Raw genomic sequence first — 13,608 nt, forward strand, 5'->3', positions numbered from 1 at the left:
CATGATTCCCTGGTCTGCACAACCCGTCGGAGCAGTATTTCTCGTGCCGAAACGCCACCCGATCCGGCGACCCCCCGGTGGTAGCGTGCATGCATCCGCATATATAGGAGAATTGTCTAGGATGGAAGTTTTGCCAACTCGTACGTGGAATGGTCTGACCATCCCGGCGGCCGGGGTGTACCAGATCGACCAGAATCACAAGCGGCTCGGCTTCCTCGCCATGCACATGATGGTCAGCCCCGTCCGTGGTGAGTTCGCCGAGGGCGAGGCCACGGTCACCGTCGGCGAGGACCCGCTCGCCTCGCAGGTCACGTGCACCATCCAGGCGGCGTCCGTCGACACGCACGTGGGCGAGCGCGACACCCACCTGCGCAGCGCGGACTTCCTGGACGTCGAGAACCACCCGACCATCGAGTTCCGCAGCACCGGGTTCCGGATGCGCACCCAGGTGGACCCGATCTTCTCGTGGGCCCGGCTCAAGGCGGGCACCGCCGGCCGGCGGCCGCACGACCCGATGCAGGCGGACGGCTCGTTCACCAAGTTCGTCATGGACGGCCTGCTCACCGTGCGCGGCGTGACGCGCCCGGTCACCCTGGAGTGCGAGTTCGGCGGTGTGGGGCACGACCCCTACGGCCAGGACATCTTCGGCTTCCACGGGAGCTGCGAGATCGAGCGCGAGGAGTGGGGCCTGCTCTGGAACGTCGCACTCGAGGCGGGCGGCGTGCTGGTGGCCAAGAAGATCCGCATCGAGATCGCCGGCGAGATGATCCGCCAGTCCTGACCGCGGCCCGGCCGGGGGTCACCTCAGAGGATGACCATCCGGCCCACGACGAACACGAAGATGCCGCACACCGCGACGGGCAGCGCGCTCGCCGAGAGCCCGGCCAGCCGCGCGCCGCGGGCGGGCAGCCGCTCCAGCAGCAGGTGCAGCGCCCCGACGACGACACCCGCGACCAGACCGCACCACAGCCCGCTCACGGTGTCGATGTTCGGCAGCAGCGTCCCGGCGGCGCCGCCCACCACCACGGCGGCGACGGCGGAGATCCCGAGCGCCACCCAGCCGCGCACCGGCAGCGCCGCGACGGCGGCGGCCACCGCGAGCGCCACCGCGCTCGTGACGACGAGGGCGGCCCCGGCGTCGGACCGGGCGGCGGCGATCCAGCCCGAGGCGGCGATCGCCGCGACGACGCCGGCCACGGTGCCCGACACGGACTCCGTGAGCTGGGGGCGCCCGTCGCGGCGCAGCATCTGCGCGATGAAGGCGAGCACCACCGCGCCCGCGAGCACCATCGGCAGGTGCCGCAGCACGGGCTCGCCCTGGGTGAGGTAGGTCGCGGCCGCTCCTCCGACGCCGCAGAGCGCGACGACCACCCGGGTGCTCCCCGAGGCGGGCAGGCGCAGCAGCGACGGCCAGCCCAGCGCGACGAGGACCGCCAGGACCACGGCCGCGCCCACGAGGGGCAGGGGCCGGGGCTGGACGTAGGACGCGGCGGCGACGAGGGCCGCGAGCGCGGCGGTCGTCACGGCGCGGGTGGAGACGGACACGGCTCAGAGTTTTCCAGAGACTTACCGAGTTGCCTCAATCGCCGCCCGGGGCGCCGCCGTTCGGGCCAGTTCCCGGGCCTTCTGGCGGGCCTGAACGAGACGAGCAACACCCGCGTCATGCGAACGTCACGGGTCCTGACCAGCATGGTGGTGTCCAGGAAAAGGGCGTGTAACATGCACGCAACAAGCAACAGGGCAGACTTCCGCAGAGCCAGTTGGACGCGACGGGACGTCTCGCTTGAGCGAGACCCGAGCCAGGGACGGTAGCAGGACGCCGGTTCCGAGAGGAGGTGCGTCAATGGCAGAGCTGTTGATCCTCACGCCCGCCACCGGCGGGTCGGCCGAGGTACTGCCCGCACTGGGACTGCTGTCCCATCGGGTGCGGGTGCTCCCGATGGAGCCCTCCGCGCTGGTCGACGCGCCTGACGCGGACGTCGTGCTGCTGGATGCCCGCCGCGACCTCGTCGCGGCCCGCACCACGTGCCGCCTGCTGCACGCCACCGGCCTGACGGTGCCGCTCGTGCTGATCCTCACCGAGGGCGGCCTCACGGTCGTGACCCACGAGTGGGGCGCCGATGACCTCCTGCTGGAGTCCGCCTCGCCCGCCGAGGTCGAGGCCCGGCTGCGCCTGGTGGTCGAGCGCTCCGCGCGCGGCCCGGCCGAGGAGTCGCAGCAGGAGATCTCCGCCGGCGAGCTCGCGATCGACGCCGGCGGGTACACCGCCCGGCTCCGCGGCCGCCCGATCGACCTGACCTACAAGGAGTTCGAGCTCCTCAAGTACCTGGTGCAGCACCCGGGCCGCGTGTTCACGCGGGCCCAGCTGCTGCAGGAGGTCTGGGGCTACGACTACTACGGGGGCACGCGCACCGTCGACGTCCACGTGCGGCGCCTGCGCGCCAAGCTGGGCCCCGAGCACGAGCAGCTCATCGGCACGGTGCGCAACGTCGGCTACCGGTTCGACCCGCCCAAGGAGCGTCCCGTAGAGGAAGCGCCGGCGTCGGAGCCGACCACCGCCCCGTCGTCCGACACGAAGCCGGCCGACGACCAGAACGGCGGCTCCGCCGGGAAGCGCGTGGCGCAGACCGGCCACTGAGCAGGGCGCGAGGTGCCGCGCAGACCGGGCACCGAGCGCGTAGGTTCGTACCTGTGACCGCACTCTCGGCCAGACCGGCCGTCCGCTCGGCAGCCACCAGCGACTACACGTGCGCCCTCGTCGAAGGGCCGTGGCGGCACGAGTTCGTCTCCTCGGGCGGTTCCCGCTTCCACGTGGCGACCGCGGGTCCGGAGAGCCGCTCCGCGCCCCTGGTGCTCCTGCTGCACGGCTACCCCCAGTTCTGGTGGTCCTGGCGGGCGCAGATTCCCGCCCTGGCGGACGCCGGCTACCGCGTCGCCGCGATGGACGTGCGTGGTGTGGGCGGCTCGGACAAGCCGCCGTCGGGCTACGGGCTGACGGCGCGGACGGCGGACGTCGCCGGCGTGGTGCGCTCCCTCGGGCGGGAGAACGCGGTGATCGTGGGCCACGGTACGGGCGGCACGCTCGCGTGGGCGGTCGCGGCGCTCCACCCCGGCACGACGTCGGCCGTCGCCGTCCTGGCCAGCCCGCACCCGGCCCGGGTGCGGCTGCGCAGCACCGCCGCGTTCACGCCCGCCGCGCTGCGCGAGCTGGCGTACCTCCAGGTCCCCACGCTGCCGGAGCGCGCCATGATCCAGGGTGACCTGGTGCGGCGCACCCTCGACCTGGGCGCGGCCGCCCCGCTGCCTGACGACGTCGTGGACCGGTACCGGGCGGTCATGCGCATCCCGTTCGCCGCCCACTCGGCCGCGGAGGCGCTGCGCTGGGTGGTCCGCTCGACGCCCCGGATGGACGGGCGCCGGTTCGGCGCCGCGCTGCGCCGTCCGCTGGACGTGCCCGCGCTCCAGCTCCAGGGCGCCCGGGACGGGTTCCTGCGGCACGAGCGTGCCGACGTGGACGCCATCGCGCTCGCGTCCGACCTGCGCTACGAGCTGCTGCCCGGGGCCGGCCACTTCCTCCCCGAGGAGGCGCCGGACCGGGTGAACGAGATCCTGCTGGGCTGGCTCGCCCGGGTGGCCTGACTACTTCAGCGGCAGGCCCGCGAGCGGCGAACGCTCCGGCGCGGGACGCACCAGCTTCTCCGCCTTGTCGGGGTCGGTCTCGCCCGCGCCGTACGACGGGCACAGGTGCGAGATGCTGCATGCCCCGCAGGCCGGGGTGCGCGCGAGGCAGACGCGCCGGCCGTGCCACACGAGGTGGTGGCTGAGCATGGTCCAGTCCTTCTTCGGGAAGAGCTCACCCACCTCGGCCTCCACCTTGACCGGGTCCTCCTCGGTGGTCAGGCCCAGCCGACGCGAGACCCGCCCGAAGTGCGTGTCCACGGTGATGCCCGGCACGCCGAACGCGTTGCCGAGCACGACGTTCGCCGTCTTGCGCCCGACGCCGGGCAGCGTCACCAGGTCCTTCAGCCGCCCCGGGACCTCGCCGTCGAACCGCTCGACGAGCGCCTTGCCCAGGCCCATCACGGCCTTGGCCTTGGCCCGGAAGAACCCGAGCGGGCGCAGGATCTCCTCCAGCTCCGCCGGGTTCGCCTCCGCGTAGGCCTGCGCGTCCGGGTACATGACGAACAGCTCGGGCGTGGTCTGGTTGACGCGGACGTCGGTGGTCTGCGCGCTGAGCACGGTCGCGACCAGCAGCTCCAGCGGCGTCCGGAAGTCCAGCTCGGCCCGGGCGTCCGGGTAGGTCTCCGCGAGCACTCGGTTGATGCGCCGCGCCCGGCGCACGAGCGCCAGCCTGCTCTCCGGCGCGTCCTCGGGCTGGCGTTCGGGCTCGTGCTCGCTGACGGTCACGTCGCCACAGTAGCGACCGCCACCGACATCGACCCAGGATCGCCGCGATCGGGAACCTGGCGCGGGGTTGGCTCGTGTACCTAGGACGCGGAGTATGAGAAGGTCAAGGGCGCACCCGCCGTCCACCAGCCGAGCGGTCGCGACCCGATGCCCGCCCTACGGTCCGGGCAGCGCCCCGGACCCCACGACGGTCCACGTGAATCGAGGAAGAGTCACCATGCCGTACACGCACCACCTACGCGTCTACCCGTCCGCCGAGCCGCTCAAGCGCACCGACCAGCTCGCCTGGAAGCTCGCGGAGCTCGCCACCGACACTGTCGAGCCGACGGCCGAGGTCACCGACATGGTGATCAACCGCGTGATCGACAACGCCTCGGTCGCGGCGGCCAGCCTGACGCGTGGCCCCGCCGTCGCCGCCCGCTCGCAGGCGCAGGCGCACCCCTACACCCCGGGGTCCACGGTCTTCGGCCTGGCCCCCGAGGCAACCAGCAGCCCCGAGTGGGCCGCGTGGGCCAACGGCGTCGCCGTCCGCGAGCTCGACTTCCACGACACGTTCCTCGCCGCCGAGTACTCGCACCCGGGCGACAACATCCCGCCGATCCTGGCCGTGGCGCAGCACGCCGGCCGCTCGGGCCGGGACCTGGTGCGCGGCATCGTGACCGGCTACGAGATCCAGGTGGACCTGGTCCGCTCGATCAGCCTGCACAAGCACAAGATCGACCACGTGGCGCACCTCGGCCCGTCGGCGGCGGCCGGCATCGGCACGCTGCTGGGGCTGGACACCGAGACGGTGTTCCAGGCGATCGGCCAGGCCCTGCACACCACCACCGCCACGCGGCAGAGCCGCAAGGGCCAGATCTCCACCTGGAAGGCGCACGCGCCGGCCTTCGCGGGCAAACTCGCGATCGAGGCCGTGGACCGCACCATGCGCGGCCAGACCTCCCCCGAGCCCATCTACGAGGGCGAGGACGGCGTCGTCGCGTGGCTCCTGGACGGGCCGGGCGCCGCCTACGACGTGGTGCTCCCCGAGCCCGGCGAGGCGCGGACCGGCATCCTCGACACGTACACCAAGGAGCACTCCGCGGAGTACCAGGCGCAGGCGATCATCGACATGGCCCGCGCGCTGGGCAACGAGCGCCCCGAGCTGCGGGACCCCGCGAACGTCGCCTCGATCGTGCTGCACACCAGCCACCACACGCACTACGTCATCGGCTCCGGCGCGAACGACCCGCAGAAGTACGACCCGACGGCGTCGCGCGAGACGCTCGACCACTCGGTCCCGTACATCTTCACGGTCGCGCTGCAGGACGGCGGCTGGCACCACGTGGACTCCTACGCCCCCGAGCGCGCCCAGCGGCCCGACACGGTCGAGCTGTGGCGCAAGGTCATCACCGCCGAGGACCCGGAGTGGACGCGCCGCTACCACTCGACCGACCCCGCCGAGAAGGCGTTCGGCGGCCGCGTCGAGATCACGCTCACCTCGGGCGAGGTGGTCACGCGCGAGATCGCCGTCGCCGACGCCCACCCCCTGGGCGCCCGCCCGTTCGCCCGCGCGAACTACGTGGCCAAGTTCCGCACGCTGGCCGCGGGCATCCTGTCGGACGCCGAGATCGACCGGTTCCTCGACCTGGCCGAGCGCCTGCCCGAGCTCACCCCCGCCGAGGTCCGTGAGCTCACGATCGTCGCCGCCCCGGGCGTCCTGGACGCCGTCCCGGCCCCGACCGGCCTGTTCGAGCTGGGGCGCGCCTGATGCTCTACTCGCACCTCACCCCCGCGGCCAAGCGCCGGGCCTTCCGCGAGGCCCTCGCCGGGCCGGAGATCCTGCGGCTCCCGGGCGCGTTCAACCCGCTGAGCGCCAAGCTGATCCAGGACAAGGGGTTCGACGGCGTCTACGTCTCGGGCGCCGTCCTGTCGGCCGACCTCGGCCTGCCCGACATCGGCCTCACCACGCTCACCGAGGTGGCCGGCCGGGCCGGGCAGATCGCCCGGGTCACCGACCTGCCCGTGCTCGCCGACGCCGACACCGGGTTCGGCGAGCCGATGAACGTGGCCCGCACGGTCCAGACCATGGAGGACGCCGGCGTGGCCGGCATCCACATCGAGGACCAGGTCAACCCCAAGCGCTGCGGCCACCTCGACGGCAAGGAGGTGGTCGGGCTCGGCGACGCCGTCCGGCGCATCCGGGCCGCCGCCGACGGCCGCCGCGACCCCGACTTCCTCATCATGGCGCGCACCGACGTGCGCGGCACCGAACCGGGCGAGCGCGGGCTGAGGCTCGCGATCGACCGCGCCAAGGCCCTGGCCGACGCCGGGGCGGACGCGATCTTCCCCGAGGCCATGAAGGACCTCGCCGAGTTCGAGGCCGTCGCCTCGGCCCTCGACGTGCCGGTGCTGGCGAACATGACGGAGTTCGGCAAGTCCGAGCTCTTCACGGCGAAGCAGCTGCACGACGCCGGGGCGCAGCTCGTCATCTACCCCGTCACCCTGCTGCGCATCGCGATGGGCGCCGCCGAACGGGCGCTGGACCAGATCTCGGCGTCGGGCACGCAGGCGGACCTGGTGCCGCAGATGCAGACCCGCGCGCGGCTCTACGAGCTGACCGACTACGCGGCCTACAACCACTTCGACTCGAACGTCTTCACCTACGAGCCCTGATCTCGAAACAAACCCTGACTTAGTCTCGACACGAAGGAGTGCGCATGACCGAGACCACGGAGATCCGCAAGGGTCTGGCCGGAGTCGTCGCCGACACATCGGCGATCTCGAAGGTCAACCCCGACACGAACTCGCTGCTGTACCGGGGCTACCCGGTGCAGGAGCTGGCGGCGAAGAAGTCCTTCGAGGAGGTCGCCTACCTGCTGTGGCACGGCGAGCTCCCCACGCCCGCGCAGCTCACCGAGCAGACGGCGGTCGAGCGCGTGCACCGCGAGCTGCCGGACAACATCCGGGACGCGATCCTGGAGCTGCCCACCGACTGCCACCCGATGGACGTGTGCCGCACCGCGGTGTCGATCCTGGGCGCGCACGACCCGCAGGCCGAGGATTCGTCGGTCGAGGCGGAGCTCGCCAAGGCGCTGCGGCTGTGGGCGGTTCTGCCCGCCGTCGTCGCGCTGGACCAGCGCCGCCGTCGGGGCCAGGAGATCGTGCACCCGCGCGAGGACCTCGGCTACTCCGCCAACTTCCTGTGGATGACCTTCGGGGAGGAGGCCGAGCCCGCCGTCGTGCAGGCGTTCGAGGCCTCGATGGTGCTGTACGCCGAGCACTCGTTCAACGCGTCCACGTTCACCGCGCGCGTCATCACCTCGACGCTCGCCGACCTGCACTCGGCCGTCACGGGCGCCATCGGCGCCCTCAAGGGCCCGCTGCACGGCGGCGCGAACGAGGCCGTGCAGGCCACGTTCGAGGAGATCGGCTCGGCCGACCGGGCCGAGGCCTGGCTCGAGGACGCGCTGGCGCAGAAGAAGAAGATCATGGGGTTCGGTCACCGGGTCTACAAGAACGGCGACTCGCGCGTGCCGACCATGCGCGCCGTGCTCGGCGACCTCGCCGCGCACTACGGCGACACCGAGGTGATCGACCTGTACGACACCCTCGAGAACGCCATGGTCAGCCGCAAGAACATCAAGCCGAACCTGGACTACCCCGCCGGGCCGGCGTACCACCTGATCGGGTTCGACACGAACATCTTCACGCCGCTGTTCGTGGCCTCCCGGATCACCGGCTGGACGGCGCACGTCATGGAGCAGCGGGCCGCCAACTCGCTCATCCGGCCCGTGTGCGAGTACGTGGGGCCGGAGCAGCGCGAGGTGCCCTGACAAGTTCCCAGGACGCCCGTTCCGAACTCCCAGGTGACACCCCTAGGATTTATGGACGGGCGTCCTACTTCGTGCTGGGCAAAGCCGACATCCCGCATGAGGCGGACGATCGCGTCGGGCTGCACGCCACGCGGACGCCACGAGAGACACCGATGACCCGGCAATCTCGTGACATTGAGGCAGACTGAGAGGTGGAAAAGACTGATGGACGAAAGTCCCCGACACGTGAGGACACCACTGGTGGACGACGAAGTCGTACTCTCTGCCCCCCTCTTCGCGGACATGGAAGGCGAGGAGACGCACGCGCTCTTCGAGTCCATGGTGCCCGTGGAGCTGGTCCGGGGTGACGTGCTCTTCCGCGAGGGCGAACCGGGCGACCGGCTCTACGTCATCGCGCAGGGCAAGATCAAGCTGGGCCGCCGGTCGAGCGACGGCCGCGAGAACCTGCTGTCGATCCTGGGCCCGGGCGAGATGTTCGGTGAGCTGTCCCTGTTCGACCCGGGCCCCCGCACGGCGTCCGCCTCGTCCGTCTCGGACTCCGTGGTCTACGAGCTGCGTCACGACTCGCTCGTGAAGTGGATCGCGGACCACCCGGGAGTCGCGACCCAGCTCCTGGGTGCCCTCGCGCGCCGGCTCCGTCGCACCAACGAGACGCTCGCCGACCTCGTGTTCTCCGACGTCCCCGGCCGCGTCGCCAAGGCGCTGCTGGACCTCTCGACCCGCTTCGGCGAGCCCAACGACGACGGCATCCGCGTCGCGCACGACCTCACGCAGGAGGAGCTGGCACAGCTCGTCGGCGCCTCGCGCGAGACCGTGAACAAGGCCCTGGCCGACTTCGCGACCCGCGGCTGGGTGCGCCGCGAGGGCCGCGCCGTCGTGCTGCTGGACCTCGACCGCCTGGAGCGCCGGGCCCGCTGACCCGTCCGCCGGGGTAGAACCGCTGGTTCTACCTCGGCGCCGCCGTCAGCGTCATCAGCGTCGCCTCCGGGCGGCACGCGAAGCGCACCTGGGCGTACGGCGACGTGCCGGCGCCCGCCGACACGTGCAGCCACGCCGAGTCCTCGCCGCCCTCGCGGTCGGGGCGCGGACCGGGCCAGCCGTGCAGGCCGGACGCCCGGCCGCGGTCCAGGTCGCAGTTGGTCACCAGGGCGCCGTAGTACGGCAGGCAGAGCTGCCCGCCGTGCGTGTGACCCGCGATGATCGCGTCCACGCCGTCGTCCTTGAGCTGGTTCAGCACCCGCTGGTACGGGGCGTGCACGACGCCGAGGCGCAGCACCGCGTCCTCCTCACCGGGCGCGCGGCCCGGCTCCGGCATGACGTCGAGGTCGAGGTGCGGGTCGTCCATGCCGACCAGCCCGATGGTGCGCCCGTCGCGCAGCTCCACGAGCCCGCGCCGGTTGTCCAGGTCCACCCAGCCGGCGTCGGTGAACGCCTTCCGGAGCGACTCGGTGGGCAGCGGAATCTTCTCGCCGCCCTCGATGCGGGCGTCGGGCAGCATGTACCGGGCGGGGTTCTTGAACGACGGCGCGTAGTAGTCGTTCGACCCCATGACGAACGCGCCGGGCACGTCCATGAGCTGACCCAGGACGTCGAGCAGCGGGGCCAGCGACTGCTGGTGGCCGAAGTTGTCACCCGTGTTGATCACCAGGTCGGGCTCGAGCGCGGCCAGCGACCGGACCCACGCCTGCTTGGTGCGCTGGTTCGGCGTCAGGTGCAGGTCGGCGACCTGCAGGATCCGGACGGGCCGCTGCCCCGGGGGCAGCACCGGCACGGTCACCCGGCGCACGCGGAAGAGCTTGGTCTCCACGTGCGCGTAGGCGATACCCGCGACGGCGATGCCTCCGACGATCCCGAGGGCCTTGCCGACGTTACCCAGCGTCCCCATGCGGATCAGTCGTCTCCGCCCGGGCCGGGGCCGCCACCGCCGGGTCCGCCGCCACCGGGGCCTGCGCCGCCGCCGTTGTCGCCACCGGCACCGGTGTCGCCACCGTTGCCGCCACCGGTGTCACCGTCGCCGGTGTCACCGTCGCCGCCCTTGTCCGAGCCCTCGTCGCCGTCGTTGCTCTCCTCCGTCTTCGGCGGGGCCGGAGCCTTGCCGACGAGCGCGGGGTCGGCGGCGGGGAAGGCCGTCTTGGGCAGGTCGGCCACCGCCTGGTCCATGTACCGGCGCCACGTCGGCGCGGCGATGGTGCCGCCGTACATCGGGCCGGCCTTGGCCGAGGCGCCGTACCAGGACATCGACGGGAGGTAGACGTTCATGTGCGGCACGTTGCCGCTGGCCTCGCCCACCCAGACCGAGGTGGAGAGCTCGGGGGTGTAGCCGGTGAACCAGCTCTGCATCGCGTCGTTGGTCGTACCGGTCTTGCCCGCCACCGGACGACCGTCCGCGAGGCCCGGGGCGATGCCCCAGGCCGTGCCGAACGGGCTGGTCTGGAAGACCTTGGTCATGGCGTAGGCCACCGTGTTGGCGACCTCGGGCTCGAGCGTCTGCTTGCAGTCGGCCGACGGGACCGGGACGTCCTTGCCGTCGTGGTCCTTGACCTCCAGGATCGCGACCGGGTTGCAGTAGATGCCGCCCGAGGCGAACGTCGCGAAGGCCGACGCCTGGTTGATCGGCGTCGAGGCCTGCGTACCGAGCGTCATCGACGCCAGCACGTCGATGTCCGCCTGCTGGGGGTTGTCGATGGTCCGGAAGGTACCGGTGCCGTCGCGGGTCAGGCCCGACGTCATCGGCCGGAAGCCGGCGTCCCACGCCGTCTTCTGCACGTTGCACAGGTCGAGCTGCTGCGACATCCGGGCGTAGACCGTGTTCAGCGACTGGAAGGTGCCCTGGAGCACGCTCACCGTGCCGCTGGCGGCGCCGTCGACGTTGGACACGTTCCAGGGCTGGTGCGTGAAGGCGTGCACGCAGCCGTTGGCCTGGAACGACGTCTCGTAGGCGGAGAAGGCGTTGGCGCTGACGCGGTCGTGGAGCGTGCGGCCGCTGCGCAGCCACTCCGCCAGCACGAACGGCTTGAAGTTTGAGCCCACCTGGAAACCGCGCGAGTTGCCGTGGTTGTAGTCGGCCGAGTAGTTCTGCGCCGTCGTGCGAGCTGCGGGTTCGGCCCGCGCGTCGTACGGCACGTTCTGCGCCATGGCCTTGATCTGCCCCGTGCCCGGCTCGACCGACGTGACGGCCGCCTCGAGGTCGTAGGCGTTGTCGGCCGGGACCGAGTCGTTGATCGTCTTCCAGGCCGCGGCCTGCATCTTGAGGTCCAGCGTGGTGACGATCCGCAGGCCGCCGCGGTACAGGAGGTCGTACCGGTCGTCCCTGGTCTCCCCGAACTCGGGGTTGGCCATGATCTCCTTGATCACGTAGTCGCAGAAGAACGCCGCGCCGCCCGCCGAGTCGCAGCCGACGTCGATGGGCTGCACGTGAAGCGTGTCCTCCAGCTTGGTCGCCATCGCCTCGTCGCGCTCGGCGGTGGAGATGTAGCCGAGCTGCCACATCTTGCCGATCACGAGGTTGCGGCGCACCGACGCGTCCTCGGGGTTGGCGACCGGGTCGAACTGGCTCGGCGCCTTGGTGATACCGGCGATCGTGGCCGCCTCGACGATCGAGAGGTCCTTGGCGGACTTGTCGAAGTAGTGCTGCGAGGCCGTCTCGACGCCGTACACGCTCGTGCCGAACTGCGCGATGTTGAGGTAGCCCTGGAGGATGTCGTCCTTCGACATCTCCTTCTCGAGCGCGATCGCGAGCTTCGCCTCACGGAGCTTGCGGGTGAGCGAGTCCTCGCGGGCCTCCAGCACGCCGAAGGTGTCGCCGGCGCGGTCCGCCTCCTCGATCAGCACGTTCTTCACGTACTGCTGCGTCAGCGTCGACGCGCCCTGGGTGTCGCCGCCGCCGAAGTTCTGCACCGCGGCGCGGGAGATGCCCTCGGGGTCGACGCCGCCGTGGGTGTAGAAGCGCTCGTCCTCGATCGCGATGACGGCGTTCCTCATGTTGGCCGACACCTTGTCGAGCGGCACCACGATGCGGTTCTGCGCGTAGAACGTGGCCAGCTTCGTCTTGCCGTCGCTCGCGTAGATCTGCGACTGCTCCGACAGGGGCCCGGGAACCAGCTCGGCGGGCACCTCCTCGAACACCTCGACGCCGGTGTCGACCGCGGTGTCCATGCCGGACGCCAGCGGGATCACCAGCCCCGCCGCGATCACACCGCCTGCGCCGGCGGTGAGCACGAATGCGAGAAGAAGTCCGATGAGCTGAGCCGCGGGTATGGTCCGAGTGATCCGGCGCGGCTCGCGAGGGTTCGCCATGGCCATGCGCCCAGGTTACGGGGTGTCACTGACAGGGCGCGCCGAAAACCGACCCGGCCGGTGTGCAGGTCTCGTGGGGAATCGCCGTCGCCGATCGCGGGCTAGCATCGTCGGCATGGCAACGAAGTGGGAGTACGCGACGATCCCCCTCCTCATTCACAACACCAAGGCGATCCTCGACCAATGGGGCTCGGACGGCTGGGAGCTCGTGCAGGTGGTCCCCGGACCCGACGGCACCGGTCTCGTCGCCTACCTGAAGCGCCCCACGGGCGGTGACGCATGAGCCACGAGCAGCGTCTCGCCGAGCTGGGCATCAAGCTCCCCGAGGTGGCGGCCCCGGTCGCGGCCTACGTGCCGGCCGTGCAGACCGGCCGCTACGTCTACACGTCCGGCCAGCTGCCGTTCGCCGAGGGTGCGCTCCAGGCCACCGGCAAGGTCGGCGAGGGCGAGGGCCTGGTCTCCCCCGAGGACGCCGCCCGCTACGCCCGCACCTGCGCGCTCAACGCGCTGGCCGCCGTCCGGTCGGTCACGGGCTCGCTCGACTCGATCTCCCGGATCGTCAAGGTGGTCGGCTTCGTCGCGAGCGACCCGTCCTTCACCGGCCAGCCCGGCGTGATCAACGGGGCCTCGAACGTGCTCGGCGAGATCTTCGGCGACGCCGGCCTGCACGCCCGTTCCGCCGTCGGCGTGGCAGTCCTCCCGCTGGACTCGCCGGTCGAGGTGGAGCTCGTGGTCGAGCTCGCGTAACGCTCTCGCAGCGGCCCGGAACGGGCGTGACCGGAGCCACTACGGATTCGGTTTCCGTTCCGGGCCATGCGTCGGCTATTCTGAGCAGGCTTCCGCGGAAGGGCTTCGTGCCTGATGCGCGGTCGACTCCATCGGGGTGTGGCGCAGCTTGGTAGCGCGCTTCGTTCGGGACGAAGAGGTCGCAGGTTCAAATCCTGTCACCCCGACCATGTGAGAGGCCCTCCGGCCAGCAGAAATGCTGAGTCGGGGGGCCTTTCTCGTTGCGCCGGCGCGGTTGCGCCGGGCAAGTGCGCTTCTACCCAGTCATCGGGCCCGCATCCAGTGCGATTTCGGGCCCGATGAC

At 71.4% G+C, this 13,608-nt stretch carries 13 protein-coding genes and 1 tRNA gene; 10 read left to right on the plus strand and 4 right to left on the minus strand.

Annotated elements, in window-relative coordinates; genetic code table 11:
- Nucleotides 1-121 precede the first annotated feature (121 nt).
- Complete coding sequence (locus tag ACFWEJ_RS06295) at nucleotides 122-781, plus strand: YceI family protein (protein ID WP_377228341.1); 660 nt, start codon at nucleotides 122-124, stop codon at nucleotides 779-781.
- Between the two features lie 23 nt (nucleotides 782-804).
- Here the strand turns inward: ACFWEJ_RS06295 and ACFWEJ_RS06300 are convergent, their stop codons facing one another.
- On the minus strand, nucleotides 805-1,545 hold the full coding sequence (locus ACFWEJ_RS06300; protein WP_377228342.1) for a hypothetical protein: 741 nt from the start codon (nucleotides 1,543-1,545) through the stop codon (nucleotides 805-807).
- 298 nt (nucleotides 1,546-1,843) lie between these two features.
- Here ACFWEJ_RS06300 and ACFWEJ_RS06305 point away from each other — a divergent pair, with 298 nt between their 5' ends.
- Together ACFWEJ_RS06305 and ACFWEJ_RS06310 are read left to right on the plus strand one after the other, a co-directional pair.
- Complete coding sequence (locus tag ACFWEJ_RS06305; RefSeq protein WP_377228343.1) at nucleotides 1,844-2,638, plus strand: winged-helix domain-containing protein; 795 nt, start codon at nucleotides 1,844-1,846, stop codon at nucleotides 2,636-2,638.
- A gap of 53 nt (nucleotides 2,639-2,691) precedes the next feature.
- The gene (locus ACFWEJ_RS06310) at nucleotides 2,692-3,639 is read left to right on the plus strand and encodes an alpha/beta fold hydrolase (protein ID WP_377228344.1); all 948 of its coding nucleotides are present in this window, start codon (nucleotides 2,692-2,694) and stop codon (nucleotides 3,637-3,639) included.
- Here the strand turns inward: ACFWEJ_RS06310 and nth are convergent, their stop codons facing one another.
- Nucleotides 3,640-4,407: an endonuclease III gene (gene nth, locus ACFWEJ_RS06315; RefSeq protein WP_377228345.1), complete on the minus strand. Its 768-nt coding sequence runs from the start codon at nucleotides 4,405-4,407 to the stop codon at nucleotides 3,640-3,642. It abuts the gene before it with no gap.
- A gap of 217 nt (nucleotides 4,408-4,624) precedes the next feature.
- On the opposite strand from nth, the gene ACFWEJ_RS06320 reads away from it, so the two are divergent.
- The 4 genes from ACFWEJ_RS06320 to ACFWEJ_RS06335 all read left to right on the plus strand — a co-directional run bounded on the left by ACFWEJ_RS06320 (nucleotide 4,625) and on the right by ACFWEJ_RS06335 (nucleotide 9,140).
- Nucleotides 4,625-6,157 carry an MmgE/PrpD family protein gene (locus tag ACFWEJ_RS06320; protein WP_377228346.1) on the plus strand — a complete coding sequence of 511 codons (1,533 nt, stop codon included), beginning with the start codon at nucleotides 4,625-4,627 and terminating at the stop codon, nucleotides 6,155-6,157.
- A complete protein-coding gene (prpB, locus tag ACFWEJ_RS06325; protein WP_377228347.1) occupies nucleotides 6,157-7,062 on the plus strand; it encodes a methylisocitrate lyase in 906 nt (301 codons plus the stop codon). Before ACFWEJ_RS06320 ends, prpB begins: the two co-directional genes overlap by 1 nt.
- A 44-nt stretch (nucleotides 7,063-7,106) precedes the next feature.
- Nucleotides 7,107-8,222 (plus strand): bifunctional 2-methylcitrate synthase/citrate synthase, encoded by a 1,116-nt coding sequence (locus ACFWEJ_RS06330; RefSeq protein WP_377228348.1) that lies wholly within the window; start codon nucleotides 7,107-7,109, stop codon nucleotides 8,220-8,222.
- Between the two features lie 240 nt (nucleotides 8,223-8,462).
- A complete protein-coding gene (locus ACFWEJ_RS06335) occupies nucleotides 8,463-9,140 on the plus strand; it encodes a Crp/Fnr family transcriptional regulator (protein WP_026366137.1) in 678 nt (225 codons plus the stop codon).
- Between the two features lie 28 nt (nucleotides 9,141-9,168).
- Here ACFWEJ_RS06335 and ACFWEJ_RS06340 read toward each other — a convergent pair whose 3' ends face one another.
- Entirely contained in the window at nucleotides 9,169-10,107 is a 939-nt protein-coding gene (locus ACFWEJ_RS06340; RefSeq protein WP_377228349.1) for a metallophosphoesterase, read from the minus strand.
- 5 nt (nucleotides 10,108-10,112) lie between these two features.
- Nucleotides 10,113-12,524, minus strand: a complete 2,412-nt coding sequence (locus ACFWEJ_RS06345; protein WP_377228350.1) for a transglycosylase domain-containing protein — start codon at nucleotides 12,522-12,524, stop codon at nucleotides 10,113-10,115.
- Between the two features lie 109 nt (nucleotides 12,525-12,633).
- On the opposite strand from ACFWEJ_RS06345, the gene ACFWEJ_RS06350 reads away from it, so the two are divergent.
- The 3 genes from ACFWEJ_RS06350 (at nucleotide 12,634) to ACFWEJ_RS06360 (ending at nucleotide 13,474) form a co-directional block, all read left to right on the plus strand.
- Nucleotides 12,634-12,801 (plus strand): DUF4177 domain-containing protein, encoded by a 168-nt coding sequence (locus ACFWEJ_RS06350; RefSeq protein ID WP_020017885.1) that lies wholly within the window; start codon nucleotides 12,634-12,636, stop codon nucleotides 12,799-12,801.
- Nucleotides 12,798-13,265 carry a RidA family protein gene (locus tag ACFWEJ_RS06355; protein WP_285108037.1) on the plus strand — a complete coding sequence of 156 codons (468 nt, stop codon included), beginning with the start codon at nucleotides 12,798-12,800 and terminating at the stop codon, nucleotides 13,263-13,265. The genes ACFWEJ_RS06350 and ACFWEJ_RS06355 overlap by 4 nt, the downstream gene beginning before the upstream one ends.
- 132 nt (nucleotides 13,266-13,397) lie before the next feature.
- A tRNA-Pro gene (locus ACFWEJ_RS06360) sits at nucleotides 13,398-13,474 on the plus strand.
- The last annotated feature ends 134 nt before the right edge of the window (nucleotides 13,475-13,608 follow it).

This window comes from Promicromonospora sp. NPDC060204, assembly GCF_042728455.1.
GTDB lineage: Bacteria > Actinomycetota > Actinomycetes > Actinomycetales > Cellulomonadaceae > Promicromonospora.

Bases quoted from the DNA above. Each gene is read 5' to 3' on its own strand.
- ACFWEJ_RS06295 (WP_377228341.1), top strand. From the start codon at position 122: ATGGAAGTTTTGCCAACTCGTACGTGGAATGGTCTGACCATCCCGGCG.
- ACFWEJ_RS06305 (WP_377228343.1), top strand. From the start codon at position 1,844: ATGGCAGAGCTGTTGATCCTCACGCCCGCCACCGGCGGGTCGGCCGAG.
- ACFWEJ_RS06320 (WP_377228346.1), top strand. From the start codon at position 4,625: ATGCCGTACACGCACCACCTACGCGTCTACCCGTCCGCCGAGCCGCTC.
- prpB (WP_377228347.1), top strand. From the start codon at position 6,157: ATGCTCTACTCGCACCTCACCCCCGCGGCCAAGCGCCGGGCCTTCCGC.
- ACFWEJ_RS06330 (WP_377228348.1), top strand. From the start codon at position 7,107: ATGACCGAGACCACGGAGATCCGCAAGGGTCTGGCCGGAGTCGTCGCC.
- ACFWEJ_RS06340 (WP_377228349.1), bottom strand. From the start codon at position 10,107: ATGGGGACGCTGGGTAACGTCGGCAAGGCCCTCGGGATCGTCGGAGGC.
- ACFWEJ_RS06345 (WP_377228350.1), bottom strand. From the start codon at position 12,524: ATGGCCATGGCGAACCCTCGCGAGCCGCGCCGGATCACTCGGACCATA.
- ACFWEJ_RS06350 (WP_020017885.1), top strand. From the start codon at position 12,634: ATGGCAACGAAGTGGGAGTACGCGACGATCCCCCTCCTCATTCACAAC.
- ACFWEJ_RS06355 (WP_285108037.1), top strand. From the start codon at position 12,798: ATGAGCCACGAGCAGCGTCTCGCCGAGCTGGGCATCAAGCTCCCCGAG.